The organism is Flavobacterium algicola (assembly GCF_022399565.1).
GTDB lineage: Bacteria > Bacteroidota > Bacteroidia > Flavobacteriales > Flavobacteriaceae > Flavobacterium > Flavobacterium algicola.
Map to the genome: position 1 here is coordinate 1551972 of NZ_JAJTUT010000001.1, position 17179 is coordinate 1569150.

Consider the following 17179-nt stretch of genomic DNA (forward strand, 5'->3'; position numbering starts at 1 on the left):
TAGTGGGTTGGTTATAATAAATACGAAAGTCCGATTGAACCGTAAAAATAACCTGTGCCTTTTGGGCTATGTGATTCTTTCCCTTTGTACATGAAGGTGTAAGATAAATTAAGTTTGTTTTTTCGGTATTTTACACCAGCTTCTCCATTGAAGCGAATCGGAATAAGACGAAATGTAACGGGGCTATTATTGCTAAATAGACTGCCTTGAATCGTAGCGTCATACAATTGATAGTTAATGTTGGTTGCTATAAAAAAGTAAAATTCGCTTTCATTACTACCTACTGCACCATCATATAAGGTTGAATTATAGACAGGTGCTAATTTTTTCAAGCTCATTCTAGACAATAAACCAGTGGATACTCCAGTAAAAATTGTACCCAAATTGGCTTTTGATCGAAAATGAAAGTCAACAAATTCAGAATCGTTCTTTTGAAAAACCCTTTTCGAAAACAAAAAATGGGTTTGTATGGCAAGGGCATTTTGTATTTGATAGTCCCACTCTTTAAATTTGGGATAGCCTACCAGATCGTGAAAGTTATTTTGAACTTCTCTCCCAAATGCGTTGGGTCCTAAATAGCCAAGTCTCAAATTGGCTTTGAGCACGGATTCATTCTTGTAGAAAAAACTTCTGCCAACTTCTCCAAACAGATAACTAGCATAAGGCCTCTCCATTGTTTCACTTTCTTCATAAGTCATTAAACTAGGAGTGTAGATATATTGCCCGAGTTTAAATTCGATCGTTTTTTTATAAATTTTAAAGTTATTACTAGGAGTGTGATGCCTGTAAAAAATTTCTAAGCCATTAGTGTAGTACATGTCATTAATGGTGGATGTATACAAATCATTATCAGTTATGATTCCAATTTCACTATGGGTATCCTGACAGTAGAAGACAGCTGAAAAGAGGAGTAGAGAAATTGTTATTTTTTTTCTAAAACTCATTAATATTTAATAGGACCTATTGTCTTCATCACTCTTACGATCTTTGTTTTTCTATTATTGATGTAAGTTGATGATCCAGTGGCTTTGTATCTACGAGGACTTGGTAAGATAGCTGCAATTCCGGCGGCTTGCGTTGGCGTAAGGCTGTTACAGTCTTTTCGATACCAATACTGTGTTGCGGCCTGAGCTCCATAGATTCCGTCTCCCATTTCGATGCTATTAAGATACACTTCCATAATACGTTCTTTTCCCCAAATAAGTTCGATAAGAACAGTAAAATACGCTTCTAATCCTTTTCTTAGATAACTTCTTCCTTGCCATAAAAATACATTTTTGGCTGTTTGCTGAGATATAGTACTACCGCCTTTAATCTTTCGACCTCTTTCATTATTCTTATAAGCTTTTTGCAACGCTCCAAAATCAAAACCGTTATGTGTTAAGAATAATCCATCTTCGCTAGAAATTACTGCTTTTTGTAAGTTGGTCGAAATATTTTCAATTGGCTCCCAATCGTGACTGAAGACAGCGTCATTACCTGCGCTTTTATTCTCAATAAGTCGAATTACCATCAAGGGCGTCAATGCAACGGGCACGTATTTGTATAGGAGAACAAAAAATAACGAAATACCAAAAAACCATACTATTAGTTTAATAAAAAAATTCTTTATCATACTTGATTTTGTTTTAGTGTCTCTTTTAATAGGTCTTTTTGTGATCTTTTTGGGAGTTTTTGGAGCTGCCATTTGTTTTGTTAGGGTGATTTGGTAAAATTACTTTTTTTACCAAAGCTTACAATTTATTTTGAATATTTTCTCGAATCAAATTTCACAAAGTTTGCCTTAACACTCTTTATAATTGGGAAACTTCTTGTAAAATGAAGTATTTTGAGTAAATTTATTTGCTCGCAGTATACTTTATCTACTGAATCTAATTACGACGTTTTTAAATTATTAATATTACAAGTTAGTCCTCATTTATGGGAAATAAAAGCAGTTACTTACCTTTTAAAGTTTTAATCAGTTACCTAGTACTTCTCGCACTAGTAGTAAGTGTGGGGTGGGTTTTATATACGGAAAACATTTTTTATTCGAAAATTGAAAATCAGAGTGCCTCCGAAAATAGTATTGTCTTAAGAATTAGCAAACTTTTTTCCAGTGTCTATAAAGCAGAGAGTCTCGCTAGAAAAACAATTCAATCAAGCTCTGAAGCAGATTTTATAAATTACATCAATCAAACAGATTCTTTGAAGGTGCGCATTGATTCATTGAAAAATGGTGTCTCAAATGAATATCAGATAAAATTATTAGATAGTGTAACTGTTTTACTGAAAGAGAAAACACAAAACATAAGAAAGCTAAAGACGATTAAAAATAAAAGTTCTGACGATGCATCTGTAAACGATGCGATCAAGGAATTGACAGAATTAGAATTGTCTCTTCAAAAACTGCAAATCAATGATTTTACAAAAAACCCAGATAAAATGGGGAGCTATGAACGTGGGGTTTTGCAAAATTATGTAGATTATCTCAATAAGAATATTCCAGACGATAGTACCAATACTTTGACCAAAAAAGCATCTGATTCTATTTTGGCGGCGTCCAAACGATTGCTTTACAAAGTAAAAACAAAAGCGGAACAGAAACAAGTATCATTAAATAGGGAAGAGAACAAGCTACTTCGAAATGAGATCTTAATTTCGGAACAACTTCGGAAAGTTTTAAGAGTAATTGAGAGTGAAATGATTACTTCTTCGATGAAGAACAATGTGGAAAAAGATAAATCACTCAAAAAGATCAACCAAATCGTTACCTATGCTGCTGGGTTAGGATTGCTACTCACTATTTTCTTTTCATTATTAATTACCAACGATTTCTCGAAATCACAGTCTTATAAAACACAATTGGAAGTGGCCAATTTTAAAACACGTAATCTTTTAAAGAGTAGAGAACAATTAATTTCGACAGTTAGCCATGATTTAAAGACACCTTTGAGCACGATTGTTGGTTATGCCGAACTTTTGGGAACATCAGACTTGACTAAAAAGCAATTGTATTATACGAATAATATCAAAAATTCATCGGAATACATTACTAGATTAGTACAAGATCTGTTAGATTTTTCACAGATAGAAGCGGGTAAAATTGCAATCGAAAAAGCACCATTTTCTTTAGATAATACTATTCGCGAAATAGCAAATAATATTCAATCGGTTCACAAGGAGAAAAACATTGATCTACAAATTAGTATTGATGAACGTCTCCACCAGAATATTCTTGGAGATGTCTTTCGCGTTAAGCAAGTTTTGATAAATATTTTAGGTAACGCCTATAAATTTACTTCTGAAGGATATATTGGTATAACGGCTACAATTTCGCCAGATAAAGAATGGGTAATGGTAGCTGTTTCTGATTCTGGTATAGGTATTGAAAAGGAAAGTCAAGAATTGGTATTTGAAGAATTTGCTCAAGCAAACGAGAGTATTGAAAAGAAATTTGGAGGGACAGGCTTGGGATTAGCCATTTCGAAAAAAATAAGTAATCTTCTTGGAGGTGATTTGCAGTTAAAAAGTAGCTCAGAAAAGGGGAGTTGTTTTGAAATTCGACTACCGCTAATTTTTGGTCAACAAAGCGCTGTGAGTAATTCTGTACTTTACACGCCTACACATCAACATAAGACAATCATTATTATTGATGATGATGCAGACTTGCTAAACCTTACTACAGAAGTTTTAAAAAAATATTATAATGTTGTTCCTTTTTCTGATGGGGAAAAAGCTTTGGAATATATGGTTAACGATTCTTTTGACTTATTAATTACAGATATTCAAATGCCAATCATTGACGGATTTCAGCTTGTGAGCGCAATTAAGAATTTAGAGAAGAGTAGTTATACATCACAGCCTCTAATGGCAGTTACAGGTAGAGGAGACCTGAGCGATGAAGTTTACACAAATGCTGGATTTGCCACGGTTGTGAAAAAACCATTGAGTCCCAACTTCCTTTTAAAAACTATAGATGCGCTTTTTTCTAATGTAGAATTGCCTATAGACGGTGCAGAAACCAAATCGAAAAAAAGTAGTAATAAGTCCTTTTCCTTAGAGTCTTTTCAGTTGTTTTTAAACAATGATCAAGAGGCAATAAAAAGTGTAATAGAATCTTTTATGGAGTCTACAAATGATAATTTAATCAATCTCGAAACGGCAATCTATGATTTAGAAAGGGAACAAATGCAGTCAGTGGCACATAAAATGGCGCCAATGTTTAAACAAATTGAAGCCAAGGAAATTGCCGCTATATTAAATGCGATCGAATTAAATCAATACCAAGAACAGGAATTGACCACAGTGATAGCCGATTTAAAGGTGAGGATCAAGAAACTTTTTATCGAATTGCAGAAAGTCCTTAATTAAGATTGTAGAATTTTAATTTGTTGTACAAAGTTTTTCTCGTAATTTTTAAAAGTTTTGCCGCTTCAGACTTATTATTTTGTGTCTTCACTAGAGCTAACTCTATCGCTTCTTTTTCATTTTGAGATAAAGACAAGGATTCTGATTTAATCTCTTCATTTTGAAAAAATTCTACAGGAAGAACAGCCGATTCGATAAAATCACCTTGTGTTAAAAGTGTAGACCGTTTGATGCAATTTTGTAATTCACGTAAGTTTCCAGGCCAAGAATAATTTTCAAAGATGCGTACGACGTCTTTGCTAAAGCCGATTACTTCTTTGTTTAATTGTGCATTTGCTTTATCGAGAAAGAACTCAGCAAATATCATTAAATCGGCACCACGTTCTGACAGCGAGGGAGAGTGTATAGAGAATTCATTTATTCTATGATACAAATCTTCTCTAAAATCACCGTTCTTAACCGCTTCTCGCAAATCCTCATTCGTTGCTGTGATGATTCGAATATCAACATCAATTTCTTTATTACTACCTACTGGTTTAATTTTTCTTTCTTGCAGGGCGCGTAAAAGCTGGATTTGATTTTCATAAGATAGATTACCTATCTCGTCTAAGAAAAGCGTACCATTATTTGCAGCCTCAAAATAACCTATTTTATCAGATATAGCACCTGTAAAAGATCCTTTTAAATGTCCGAAGAATTCACTTGCAGCTAATTCTTTAGGTATGGCACCGCAATCCACTGCTATAAAATTTTGTTCCTTTCGATTACTATTTTGGTGAATACTTTTTGCAATAATTTCTTTACCAGTACCACTTTCGCCAATTATTAAAACAGACATGTCGGTGGGGCTGACCAAATTGATGTGCTCCCACAACTTTTTTGATTCGGCCGAAATTCCTTGAACATATTCAGATGTTGAACTTTTCTTTTTGGTTTTTGGAACTTCTTTTTTTGGAACAACTGTTTCTTCAATAGTCTGAATCGCATTATTGATGACCAACAGAACTTCATCAGGATTAAAAGGTTTTGAAATGTAGTCACTTGCTCCATTTTTAATAGCTTTTACAGCAGTTGTAACATCAGAGTATCCTGTCATCAAAATGATTGGTACCTGCGGATGAGTTTGTTTAAATTCGCCTAGGAGGCTTATACCGTCTGTATCAGGAAGGCGCAAATCGGTCAAGATCAAATCAAATGTTTCTTTTTTGACCATTTGCCTTGCATCGTCTGCAGAAAATGAGGTAGTTACAGAAAATGAATTCTTAGTTAGAAACTTTTCTAACAATTTACAAAATGAAATATCATCTTCGATAATTAATATCTTCCGCATTAGTGAGGGTGCTTTTTGAGCTAAATTAAGACTTATATTATTACTTTTCTCATAAAATTATGCAAAAAAAAAGAGGCCGCAATTTGCGACCTCTTCCACTTGGTATTCACTTATCCGTTTTAATGTATTTAAATCAGTATTCATAAACATCTGCTGATACAGTAGCCAATGAATTTGACTGATAATTTGATTTTGAAATCGCTTAATTTGAAAATTACTAATAGATACGGATAAGAGTTGATATACTTGATGTATTATTTTTTTATTACAACACCTTCAGCATCTGTGTAGATGGTATACATACTACCACTCATAGAAATATCTAACTTGTATTGATCTTTCTGCTCATTAGTATACGCTTTTTCTAGTTTTGCTCCAGGAAAAGAATTTGTTACCGTTTTTTTCACTGCTTCAGGAAGAGTATCCATTCCTACTTCAACAAATTCATCTTGAATCATTTCAGTCGCTATTTTTTGAGCCGTTGCAGTATTTGTAGTTGCGAATGCACACATTGATCCTACTACAATTGCTGCTGATAAGAATAACTTTTTCATATTGATTTTATTTATCTATTATTGATTGATTTATATTTTAAAGATTCGAATCGCATTATATTAAGGCGATTCGAATCTCTTTTTCTTCAATATTATTTATCCAACCATTTTCCATCTGCGTCTGCAAATAAAGTTTCTTCTTTATCTCCGACTTTTACTTCAAGTTTGTATTCACTATTTTCATTAACATAAGCTTTTGATATAATAGCTTCTGGATATGCTTTCATTAATGATTCTGTTACAGCTGCTGGCAACTCTTCCATTTTAATTTCTGTATATTCATCTGCAACTGTAACTGTTTTTGCAACTGGTGTTACATTATTTATTGGTGCTGCATAAGTTGATAAACTTCCTAAAACGATTGCTGCTGATAAGATTAACTTTTTCATAATTTCTATTTTTTTAAATTGTGATTGAATATTGTAATGTTAGACTACAGTCTAATTAGTTTTGAATCCATTTTCCAGTTTCATCTGCAAATAAAGATCCTTCTTTATCATCTACTTTGATATCTAACTGATACTCGTTGTTTTCATTAACATACGCTTTGCTTACTGTAGCATTTGGATATGCTTTTACTAATGCATCTGATACTGCTGATGGAACCTCTTCATTCGAAATTTCAGAATATCCTGTTTGAGTTGATGCCGTAGCAGTTGTAGCATCAGTTTCTGTAGCTGTAGCAGCTTCTGCTGGCATTGTCTCTTCCGTAGGAGTTGCACTTTGCTCAGGCATTGTTTCTTGAGCTGACATTGTTGATAAACCTCCTAATATAATTGCTGCTGATAAGATTAACTTTTTCATAATTTCTATTTTTTAAATTTTAATTGAATATTGTATTGTTTTAGACTATAGTCTAATTAGTTTTGAATCCATTTACCACTTTCATCTGCAAATAAAGATCCTTCTTTATCATCTACTTTGATGTCTAATTGGTATTCGTTGTTTTCATTAACAAATGCTTTATTTAGCGTAGCTGCTGGATAAGCTTTTACCAACGCATCAGTCACTGCTACAGGAACTTCTTCATTAGAAATTTCTGAAAATCCCGTTTCGGTTGATGCAGTAGCAGTTGTAGCATTTGATTCTGTTTCCGCTGCTGCAGTTTCTGCTGGCATTGTTTGCTCTGTTGTTGTTGTACTTTGCTCAGGTGCCGCCTCTTGAGCTGACATTGTTGATAAACCTCCTAGTATAATTGCTGCTGATAAGATTAACTTTTTCATAATTTCTATATTTTAATATTTTTAATTGAATGATGTTTTGATAGACTAAAGTCTAACTAGTTTTGAATCCATTTTCCATTTTCGTCTGCGAATAAAGAACCTTCTTTATCATCGACTTTAACGTCTAATTGGTATTGATTGTTTTCGTTTACATAAGCTTTGCTTACTGTAGCATTTGGATATGCTTTAACTAATGCATCTGATACCGCTGATGGAACTTCATCATTTGAAATTTCTGAATATCCGGTTTGAGTTGATGCTGTTGCTGTTGCAGTTGTAGCATCAGTTTCTGTAGCTGCTGCAGTTTCTGCTGGCATTGTTTCTTCTGTTGGAGTTGCACTTTGCTCAGGCATGGCTTCCTGCGCTGACATTGTTGATAAACCTCCTAATATAATTGCTGCTGATAAGATTAACTTTTTCATAATTTGTATATTTTAATATTTTTAGTTGAATGTTGTCGTGATAGACTAAAGTCTAATTAGTTTTGAATCCATTTTCCAGTTTCATCTGCAAATAAAGAACCTTCTTTATCTCCTACTTTAACATCTAACTGGTATTCATTTTTCTCGTTTACTGCTGCTTTTTGAAGAACTGCATCTGGATAGGCGTTAGATAATGCTGTACTAACAGCTGAAGGAACTTGGTCTGTTGCTATTTCGTTATATCCTGTTTGAGCAGTTGCAGTTTCAGTAGTTGTTTCTGCTGGCATAGTTGCTTCAGTTGGAGTAGTGCTTTGTTCAGGAGTAGCTTCTTGAGCTGACATTGTTGATAAACCTCCTAATATAATTGCTGCTGATAAGATTAATTTTTTCATAATTTCTATTTTTTAAATATTTTTATTTGAGTGAGTGTCTTATTATTTTTGAATCCATTTTCCTGTTTCGTCAGCGAATACAGATCCTTGTTTATCTCCCATTGTAACGTCAAGTTGGTATTCCTTATTTTCGTTAACATATGCCTTTGTTACTGCTGCATCTGGGTAAGCTGTTTTCAAAGATTCCATTACTGCAGATGGTACTTGATCCATTGCTATTTCTGTAAATCCAGTTTGAGTTGATGATGTAGTTGTCGTTGTTTGTTCTGTAGTAGTTGTAGTTTCTTCTGGCATTGCTTCTTGCGCTGACATTGTTGATAAACTTCCTAATACGATTGCTGCTGATAAGATTAATTTTTTCATAATGATATATTTTTTAAATGTTGTTACTGTGTTACGCTTTAGATAATGAAATAATTGTGCCGCAATCATTAGGTAATGCTTAATGCTGCTAAGCCCTTGTTTTTAAAGGGTTTATTGTTTTGTGCTTACTGTGCCGTAATGAGTAATAGTGGGTAATTGAATGAAAGAGTGTGTAATAATTACTCATTGCACGAGAATAACGAACAAAAAAAAAGCTACACAGTTTGTGTAGCTTAATTATAAGGAAGAATAATTTATGTATTATTCTTTTGGAATCATTTTAAAGGTATCCATGAATGCTGTTGTGTAATCACCAGCTATATATCTAGGATCATCCATTAATTGTCTGTGAAAAGGGATTGTAGTTTTAATACCTTCAATTACAAACTCATCTAAAGCTCTTCTCATTTTACTAATTGCTTCATCACGTGTTTGTGCAGTAGTTATCAATTTTGCAATCATCGAATCATAATTTGGAGGAATTGTATAACCAGAGTATACATGAGTGTCCAAACGTACTCCGTGACCACCTGGCATGTGCAAGGTTGTTATTTTTCCTGGAGAAGGTCTAAATTCATTGTATGGATCTTCTGCATTAATACGGCATTCTATAGCATGTAATTTAGGTAAATAGTTTTTACCTGAAATTTTTACTCCCGCAGCAACCAAGATTTGTTCACGAATTAAATCGTAATCAATTACTTGTTCTGTTATAGGGTGCTCTACTTGAATACGAGTATTCATTTCCATGAAATAGAAATTACGGTGCTTGTCTACCAAGAATTCAACCGTTCCTGCACCTTCATACTTAATGTACTCTGCTGCTTTTACTGCTGCAGCTCCCATAGCAAGACGTAATTCATCTGTCATGAAAGGTGATGGAGTTTCTTCTGTTAATTTTTGGTGGCGTCTTTGTACTGAACAATCTCTTTCAGAAAGGTGACATGCTTTACCAAAAGAATCTCCAACAATTTGAATTTCGATATGGCGAGGCTCCTCGATTAATTTTTCAAGGTACATTCCGTCATTTCCAAAAGCAGCTGCTGATTCTTGTCGAGCACCTTCCCAAGCTTTCAATAAATCTTCTTCTTTCCAAACAGCACGCATTCCTTTACCTCCACCACCAGCGGTAGCTTTTAGCATAACAGGAAAACCAAATTCTTTTGAAAGTTGTAATGCTTGTTCGTAAGATTCTAATATCCCAACAGAACCGGGTACGCATGGTACTCCTGCTTCGATCATTGTTGATTTTGCAGAAGCTTTGTCACCCATACGGTCAATCATTTCTGGAGCAGCTCCAATAAATTTGATTCCGTGTTCTTGACAGATTTTAGAAAATTTAGAATTTTCAGATAAAAATCCGTACCCTGGGTGTATTGCATCTGCATTTGTAATTTCTGCAGCGGCAATGATATTTGACATTTTCAAATAGGACAAGTTGCTTGGAGGTGGTCCGATACAAACTGCTTCGTCAGCAAATCGTACGTGTAAACTTTCTGCATCTGCAGTAGAATATACGGCAACTGTTTTGATGCCCATTTCTTTACAAGTTCTAATTACACGAAGTGCAATTTCTCCTCTATTTGCAATTAATATTTTTTTAAACATCTTTTTAATATGAAAATTAAACAATTTGACCCGAACAAAATAAGCGTCAGGTAGATCAAAATTTGCAATTATAGTCAGTTAGTAAAAACCAACTTATTATAGTTTACAAATTTATGACGGATCAACTAAAAATAAAGGTTGGTCAAATTCTACTGGAGACATATCGTCAACCAATATTTTTACAATTTTACCAGTAACTTCAGATTCGATTTCGTTGAACAATTTCATTGCTTCAATTACACAAAGTACATCTCCCTTTGCGATAGTTGTTCCAACTTCAACAAACATTGGTTTGTCTGGAGATGGTTTTCTATAGAAAGTTCCAATAATTGGAGATTTAACAGTAATGTATTTAGACTCTTCAACAGCTGGAGCAGCTGGCGTAGTGGCAACTGGAGCCGCCGGTGCAGGAGCAATTACCTGTTGTACTGGAGCTTGTGGTGCTTGTTGTACATAAGTTGTTTCTGTGCTGTTGCCTTCAAGAGTTGTTCTAATGGTGATTTTGATATCATCCATTTCTAACTTAACTTCTGCTACACCTGTATTTGAAACAAATTTGATTAGGTTCTGAATTTCTTTTAAATCCATAATTGGTCTATTTTTAGTTTAAATTTATTTTGTGTCGTATGCCCATTTTAAATAAACAGACCCCCAAGTGAATCCTCCACCGAAGGCTGCAAAAATAATTGTATCTCCTTTTTTAAACAAGTGCTCAAAATCGCTGATAACAAGTGGTAAAGTTGCCGATGTAGTATTTCCATATCTTTCAATATTCATCAGTACTTTGGAAGGTTCAAGATTCATCCTGTTTGCAGTAGCATCGATGATTCTCTTGTTTGCTTGATGCGGAATTAACCAATTCACGTCATCGTTGGTTAGGTTATTTCTTTTTAAGATTTGCTCGCTAGCATCTGCCATGTTGGTAACCGCGTATTTAAATACAGTTTTACCGTCTTGCATAATGTTATGTCTATTGTCCTTTACCGTTTGCATGGTTGTAGGTACTAATGATCCACCAGCAGGAATTCTAAGAAAATCACGGCCTACACCGTCGCTTCTTAAGTATTCGTCTTGCAAACCTAAACCTTCATAATTTGGTTCGAATAAAACGGCACCCGCTCCATCACCAAAGATGATGCAAGTTGTTCTATCTGTATAATCAACTATAGAAGACATTTTATCGGCACCTATTAAAAGCACTTTTTTGTATCTACCTGATTCAATATATGCTGCGGCTGTAGACATACCGTATAAAAAACTAGAACAAGCTGCTTGTAAGTCATACGCAAATGCATTTATAGCGCCAATTTCTGTAGCTACATATGCTCCTGTTGCAGCAACAGGCATATCTGGAGTGGCAGTAGCCATGATAATCATATCAATTTCTAGCGGGTCAATATTGCCTTTGGCAATTAACTCTTGTGCTGCTTTTATTGCTAAAAAAGATGTTCCTTTATCGGTGTCCTTTAAAATTCTTCTTTCTTTAATCCCTGTACGAGAGGTAATCCACTCGTCATTGGTGTCAACCATTGTTTCTAAAACTTTGTTAGTAAGTACAAAGTCTGGAACATAAGCTCCTACAGCGGTAATTGCGGCGGTCATTTTATTCATTTCGTCTGACTATTTTTGTTCAGATGTTTCCACCTGAAAAAACGTTTAAAAAGGGTTTGAAAAATACAAAAAATTATTCAAACCCACTGTTTTAGAGCTTGTTATTTAAAGGAAAATTATAAACAACAAAAAAAACTCTCACAAGTGAGAGTTCATAATATCATCTATAAAAGAATGCATTAAGCAAAAGTAGCTTCTGACTTGTCAATAACAACTTGTCCTCTGTAATACATTTTACCTTCATGCCAGTAAGCTCTGTGGTATAAATGTGCTTCACCTGTAATAGGGCAAGTAGCGATTTGAGCTACAGTAGCTTTATAATGTGTTCTTCTTTTATCTCTTCTTGTTTTCGAGATTTTTCTCTTAGGATGTGCCATTTTACTATATTATTTATCCGTTAATAGTTTCTTTAATTTTTCCCAACGCGGGTCAATATTTTCGTCTTCTTCTTTAATTTCTTTCTCTTCTTTAATTGTCAATTCATTCAGTTTTTCTAGAGCTTCAGATTTTAAACTTCCATCTTTTACTCCTGGATGAACACGTCTTTGAGGTACCGATAGTACAATCATTTCATAGATGTACTGCGCAACGTCGATTTCAAATTCACCATAAGGTACAATTAATAATTCTTCATTGTCGTTATTGAATTCCTCTCCAAAGCGAACTATCAATTTCATTTTGCTTTTTACAGCCAAATCAAAATCTTCGCCGGTTAGATCACAAGGAACATTTACCGTTCCCTTATGTTTGAAATTCAATTCAAGCATATTACTTTGCTTCTCTAAGACTATACTTACCTTGATATCCGAATCTTGATATTCGTCATAGTCGAAGATTTTAAAGAACGTATTATTCAATTGATACTCAAAATGATGTTTTCCGTTCTTTAATCCTACAAACGGAATTAAATATTCTTTTGTACTACTCATTTCAACAAAATTTTGCCCTAAACTTCGGGAGTGCAAAGATATAAAATTATTGTGAACCTAATAAAGTTATTTATCTTTTTTTATTAATGACTATTTTTCTCTTACTTTTAGAGGATTCTCACTGATTTCTGCATGCTGAATTCGGGAACGATAAACGTCTATGGCCAAATAAACCGCTTCTTTAAAGGAATTATAGTCTGCTTTTCCTTTTCCAGCAATATCGTATGCGGTCCCATGATCTGGTGAAGTTCTTATCTTATTTAGCCCTGCAGTAAAATTTACACCGTTTCCAAAGGAAAGTGTTTTAAAAGGAATCAACCCTTGATCGTGATATGTCGCTATAATAGCATCATAATTTTCATATTGACCACTACCAAAAAAACCATCTGCTGCAAAAGGACCAAAAACGAGTGTTCCTTTATTGAATATTTTCTGCAAGGTTGGTTTTAATATAGCATCATCTTCACTACCTATAACGCCTCCATCTCCGCAGTGAGGATTTAATCCTAATACGGCAATTTTTGGTTTGGTAATGCTGAAATCCTGGATTAGAGAATTTTTTACAGTTTCAATTTTTTTCTTAATTAAGACTTCGGTCAATGCCGCAGATACTTGGTTTAACGGAAGATGATCTGTTAATAGTCCAACTCGTAGATTTCCTTGTACCATCATCATTAGCGCGTCTCCTTCTAATTCTTGGTCAAGATAATCAGTATGACCAGGGAATTTAAAATCTTCTGACTGGATGTTGTATTTGTTTATCGGAGCGGTGACCAATACATCGATTAAATTTTCTTTTAAGGCCTGTGTAGCTGCTACAAAGGATTTAATGGCATAACCACCTACTTTTTCATCATTGGTTCCTAAATTTAGATCAACTCCTTCTTTCCATACATTAAGTACGTTTATCTTACCGGGTACAATTTGATCTAATTTATCGATACCGTGTAACGAAATGGCAGAATCCAAGTTCTTTTTGATAAAAGACATTATTTTAACATTGGCAAAAATAACAGGAGTACATAGTTCTAACATTCGAGAATCTTCAAATGTTTTTAATACCACTTCGCTTCCAATACCATTCAAATCTCCTATTGAAATTCCAACGATAATATTTTCTGCTTTTTTCATCATGACCACAAGTTATTTATTGCTAATTTTGAAGTGCAAATTTAGTAAAATAAAATAAGAATGTTTACAGGTATTATAGAAACCCTTGGTACTATCCAGGAAATCAACAAAGAGAAAGATAATATCCATGTCACAGTGGACTCATCGATAACAAATGAACTTAAAATTGACCAAAGTGTTGCGCACAATGGCGTATGTTTGACAGTCGTGGCCATAAAGGACAGTCAATATACTGTTACTGCTATTGACGAAACGATTCAAAAAACAAATTTAGGGAATTGGATGGTTGGAGATCAGGTTAATCTTGAGCGGGCCATGAAGCTAGGGGATCGATTAGATGGTCACATTGTGCAAGGTCACGTAGATCAGACGGCAATTTGTATTGCTACAGCTGAAACGAACGGTAGTTGGAGTTATACTTTTGAATACGATGAAGCATTGAGTAATATTACAATCGAAAAAGGATCTATTACCGTAAATGGTGTTAGCTTGACTGTAGTTAATTCGAAAAAAAATCAGTTTAGCGTTGCAATTATCCCTTACACTCATGAACATACAAATTTTCATGATTTTGTTGTGGGTACGAAAGTTAACCTAGAGTTTGATGTAATTGGGAAATACGTTTCCAGATTATTTGCTAATAAATAATAGCAGCTTGTAGATTAAAAAGAAAGTCTTTGAATTAATTCAAAGGCTTTCTTTTTTTATTGAAGTTGTATATTGTGTAAGTACCAAATAAAATCCCACCAATCAGTAGAGCAATCAAACCCTCATCAATAGGAAGGCCCGGCGGCGGTATAACAGGTATCGGTGCTGGTGGTTGGGCTATCATGCAAACGGTTCCTGCGAAAAATGCAATTAATAAATAGTGTTTATTCGAAATTATTTTCATCATTTTTATAATATAAAATAGAAGAACCAGCAGGTGATTTGATTCGATGTTTTTTATAGGTTCAAAATTTTGGCCAAAGTAATAATAATCAACCAAAATTCGATAAAAATTTTGACTTTTAACTGATTAATATGTTTTTTATCGACAAAACTCTTTTTAAAATAGCAATTTAGGCTGCGTGTACTCTGTTTATTCAGTTTATATACGTTTAGTTATAGTATTTGGTTTTTATAACTTTCCAGAATATATTAACCTGCTGCAGTTTTAGAAAATTTAAGTATTTTTCGTCTTCATTTTTTATTGTTGTACTTGAGTAAATTTTAGCATTATAATAATCATTCAATAATAAATTAAATATTATCATTTGTTAATCTCCAGTTAACTTTTATAGTGTAATTTATAATTTCTTTTGTCGCTGAATAAAACTTTGACAATTATGAAATTTTTAAATGCTACCGCATATCTTCTCTCTGCAGGATTACTTATTTGCTGCGACAAAAATGATATCGATGATAATGACTCTTTTAATCCTCCCACAATTGAGAATACTGGTGTCTCATTACCCTATTCTATTTTAAGTACAAGTAATGGCGTTGAAATCAGAAATGGAGGATTTGGTTCAGCAGCTTGTGCGCATCCTTCAAAATTGGGTGAGTTTTACGCGATGACAGACCGAGGTCCGAATGCCGATGCTACAGGTGGAAAGTATTTTCCCGTAGCAGATTACACGCCTAGGATTGGACATTTCAAATTAAATAATGATGGAACTGTAAGTAAGGTAAATGAAATTTTATTTAAAACTCCAGCGGGAATACCAATTAGTGGTAGACCCAATCCAGTTGGTTTTGGATCGACAGGTGAAATAGCATATGATTTATCTGGAAGTGTTCTTGCTACGGATGAATATGGACTTGATTCTGAGGGTTTGGCCGCGATGAATGATGGTTCTTTTTGGGTGTCTGATGAATATGGACCTCATATCGTTCATTATAGTAATACTGGAATTCAATTGGAGAGAATTAGTCCGGTGGGTATAAATACAGGTATTCGAAAACTACCAGCAGTATTTGTAAAGCGATGGGCAAATCGCGGAATGGAGGGTTTAACTGTAACGCCAGATCAAAAAACATTGGTAGGGATTATGCAGTCACGATTGTACAACCCATCAAATGCAGCTGCAACAAATAAAACGCTAACCAGAATTGTAACTTTTGATATTGCCACCGGTACTACCAAACAATTTTTATACAAGCAAGAAATAGATAATAATTCCAATTCAGAGATCACTGCATTGAGTGCTAGTCAGTTTTTAATTATAGAACGTGACGGAAACTTTAGTGCCGATGGTCCGGTTATGAAACATATTTATAAAATTGACATTAGCAAAGCAACAGATGTTTCTGGGAATGACTTTAATGCCGAAAATGGATATATGGTTAATGGTAAGACACTGGAGGCTAATTCTTGGGAAGAATTGGCTCAGGCCAATATTATTGCAGTATCAAAAACACTTGCTGTAGATGTGGTTAAATATTTAGGAGGATATCCTCATGATAAGCTAGAAGGGATTTGGTTGATTAACGCTAATACTATTGGTATCATCAATGACGACGATTTTGGTATTTGGAGTGATGCTACAAATAAAATTAAATCCAAGACTTTATCTCCTACAAGTGGTAGCCAAAAAGATAGTAATAAATTGTATATACTGAAATTTTAATAAGTGCGGGTACATTAATAATATCCATATGATTTTTGACCAAGGTGAATTTAAAAGATAGACTCGCAAAATAAACACGTATTAAAGTGCTCAAAACGAATTGTAAAATTCTGCTTTGAGCATTTTTTTTTATTTCAAAATATCAGTAGTTGATAAGGCATCGCATTTTTTTAGTTCCTTATCCTTTCGTCTTTTTCTTTCTAAATTTCGATACCATTACTTTTTCTATGACAGAGGTGTTAATATTTATCGTAGTAAGAAGATGTTTTTGAAAGAATAATGGCACTATTTAAAATGATGAACAACTAATCAGTCAAAAAAATAACTGGAATAATATGAAAATGAGAAAAAATCATGATGAATAGATCGATTGTATATCGTGTATTTATCTAAGAAGAGATAAATTAAATCTAAAATTATTTTAGATGGTAATGATCTCAATTTATTTTAAGGGTGTAAACTCGCTAAAGTAAGAATTATTAACAAGATTTTAATTATAAAAACAATTAGAGCTTGCTAAAAGGCAACTCGATAATTGTATCTTTTAGATTACTTTATTTGTTACGTTAAAAAATTATAAAGTAGTAAATCGGAAATATTGGTATCTTAACTGAAATGTCAATTATTTGAAAATCAGACTAAAAATTACATCTA

The 17179-nt window shown here is 33.8% G+C and carries 20 protein-coding genes; 3 read left to right on the top strand and 17 right to left on the bottom strand.

The features are described from left to right. Positions 1-11 precede the first annotated feature (11 nt). Positions 12-944: a lipid A deacylase LpxR family protein gene (locus LXH21_RS06605; protein WP_239863464.1), complete on the bottom strand. Its 933-nt coding sequence runs from the start codon at positions 942-944 to the stop codon at positions 12-14. Then, the gene (gene mtgA / locus LXH21_RS06610) at positions 944-1687 is read right to left on the bottom strand and encodes a monofunctional biosynthetic peptidoglycan transglycosylase (RefSeq protein WP_239863465.1); all 744 of its coding nucleotides are present in this window, start codon (positions 1685-1687) and stop codon (positions 944-946) included. Before mtgA ends, LXH21_RS06605 begins: the two co-directional genes overlap by 1 nt. A gap of 233 nt (positions 1688-1920) precedes the next feature. Here mtgA and LXH21_RS06615 point away from each other — a divergent pair, with 233 nt between their 5' ends. After that, positions 1921-4353, top strand: coding sequence for a hybrid sensor histidine kinase/response regulator (locus LXH21_RS06615; RefSeq protein ID WP_239863466.1), 2433 nt, complete (start codon positions 1921-1923; stop codon positions 4351-4353). Here LXH21_RS06615 and LXH21_RS06620 read toward each other — a convergent pair. From LXH21_RS06620 to pdxA, 14 genes are all read right to left on the bottom strand, one after another. Further along, positions 4346-5680, bottom strand: a complete 1335-nt coding sequence (locus tag LXH21_RS06620; RefSeq protein ID WP_239863467.1) for a sigma-54-dependent transcriptional regulator — start codon at positions 5678-5680, stop codon at positions 4346-4348. The genes LXH21_RS06615 and LXH21_RS06620 overlap by 8 nt on opposite strands. 254 nt (positions 5681-5934) lie before the next feature. Beyond that, the gene (locus tag LXH21_RS06625) at positions 5935-6234 is read right to left on the bottom strand and encodes a hypothetical protein (protein WP_239863468.1); all 300 of its coding nucleotides are present in this window, start codon (positions 6232-6234) and stop codon (positions 5935-5937) included. Positions 6235-6326: 92 nt separating this feature from the next. Then, a complete protein-coding gene (locus LXH21_RS06630) occupies positions 6327-6623 on the bottom strand; it encodes a hypothetical protein (RefSeq protein WP_239863469.1) in 297 nt (98 codons plus the stop codon). Between the two features lie 55 nt (positions 6624-6678). Continuing rightward, positions 6679-7038 (bottom strand): hypothetical protein, encoded by a 360-nt coding sequence (locus LXH21_RS06635; protein WP_239863470.1) that lies wholly within the window; start codon positions 7036-7038, stop codon positions 6679-6681. A gap of 56 nt (positions 7039-7094) precedes the next feature. Further along, the gene (locus tag LXH21_RS06640) at positions 7095-7457 is read right to left on the bottom strand and encodes a hypothetical protein (protein WP_239863471.1); all 363 of its coding nucleotides are present in this window, start codon (positions 7455-7457) and stop codon (positions 7095-7097) included. Positions 7458-7513: 56 nt separating this feature from the next. Beyond that, entirely contained in the window at positions 7514-7879 is a 366-nt protein-coding gene (locus LXH21_RS06645; RefSeq protein WP_239863472.1) for a hypothetical protein, read from the bottom strand. A 56-nt stretch (positions 7880-7935) separates the two neighbouring features. Then, complete coding sequence (locus tag LXH21_RS06650) at positions 7936-8271, bottom strand: hypothetical protein (protein WP_239863473.1); 336 nt, start codon at positions 8269-8271, stop codon at positions 7936-7938. Positions 8272-8313: 42 nt separating this feature from the next. Next, a complete protein-coding gene (locus LXH21_RS06655) occupies positions 8314-8634 on the bottom strand; it encodes a hypothetical protein (RefSeq protein ID WP_239863474.1) in 321 nt (106 codons plus the stop codon). 261 nt (positions 8635-8895) lie between these two features. After that, entirely contained in the window at positions 8896-10242 is a 1347-nt protein-coding gene (gene accC, locus LXH21_RS06660) for an acetyl-CoA carboxylase biotin carboxylase subunit (protein ID WP_239863475.1), read from the bottom strand. A 111-nt stretch (positions 10243-10353) separates the two neighbouring features. Then, positions 10354-10830, bottom strand: coding sequence for an acetyl-CoA carboxylase biotin carboxyl carrier protein (gene accB / locus LXH21_RS06665; protein WP_239863476.1), 477 nt, complete (start codon positions 10828-10830; stop codon positions 10354-10356). A 24-nt stretch (positions 10831-10854) separates the two neighbouring features. Then, positions 10855-11853 (bottom strand): beta-ketoacyl-ACP synthase III, encoded by a 999-nt coding sequence (locus LXH21_RS06670; protein ID WP_239863477.1) that lies wholly within the window; start codon positions 11851-11853, stop codon positions 10855-10857. A gap of 179 nt (positions 11854-12032) precedes the next feature. After that, a complete protein-coding gene (rpmF, locus tag LXH21_RS06675; RefSeq protein WP_073242095.1) occupies positions 12033-12230 on the bottom strand; it encodes a 50S ribosomal protein L32 in 198 nt (65 codons plus the stop codon). A 9-nt stretch (positions 12231-12239) separates the two neighbouring features. After that, positions 12240-12782, bottom strand: a complete 543-nt coding sequence (locus LXH21_RS06680; RefSeq protein ID WP_239863478.1) for a YceD family protein — start codon at positions 12780-12782, stop codon at positions 12240-12242. Positions 12783-12872: 90 nt separating this feature from the next. Beyond that, positions 12873-13916, bottom strand: a complete 1044-nt coding sequence (pdxA, locus tag LXH21_RS06685; protein ID WP_239863479.1) for a 4-hydroxythreonine-4-phosphate dehydrogenase PdxA — start codon at positions 13914-13916, stop codon at positions 12873-12875. A 57-nt stretch (positions 13917-13973) separates the two neighbouring features. On the opposite strand from pdxA, the gene LXH21_RS06690 reads away from it, so the two are divergent. After that, positions 13974-14561, top strand: coding sequence for a riboflavin synthase (locus LXH21_RS06690; RefSeq protein ID WP_239863480.1), 588 nt, complete (start codon positions 13974-13976; stop codon positions 14559-14561). A 34-nt stretch (positions 14562-14595) separates the two neighbouring features. Here the strand turns inward: LXH21_RS06690 and LXH21_RS06695 are convergent, their stop codons facing one another. Next, positions 14596-14805 (bottom strand): hypothetical protein, encoded by a 210-nt coding sequence (locus LXH21_RS06695; protein WP_239863481.1) that lies wholly within the window; start codon positions 14803-14805, stop codon positions 14596-14598. Positions 14806-15241: 436 nt separating this feature from the next. Here LXH21_RS06695 and LXH21_RS06700 point away from each other — a divergent pair, with 436 nt between their 5' ends. After that, positions 15242-16525: an esterase-like activity of phytase family protein gene (locus LXH21_RS06700; RefSeq protein ID WP_239863482.1), complete on the top strand. Its 1284-nt coding sequence runs from the start codon at positions 15242-15244 to the stop codon at positions 16523-16525. Positions 16526-17179: the final 654 nt, after the last annotated feature.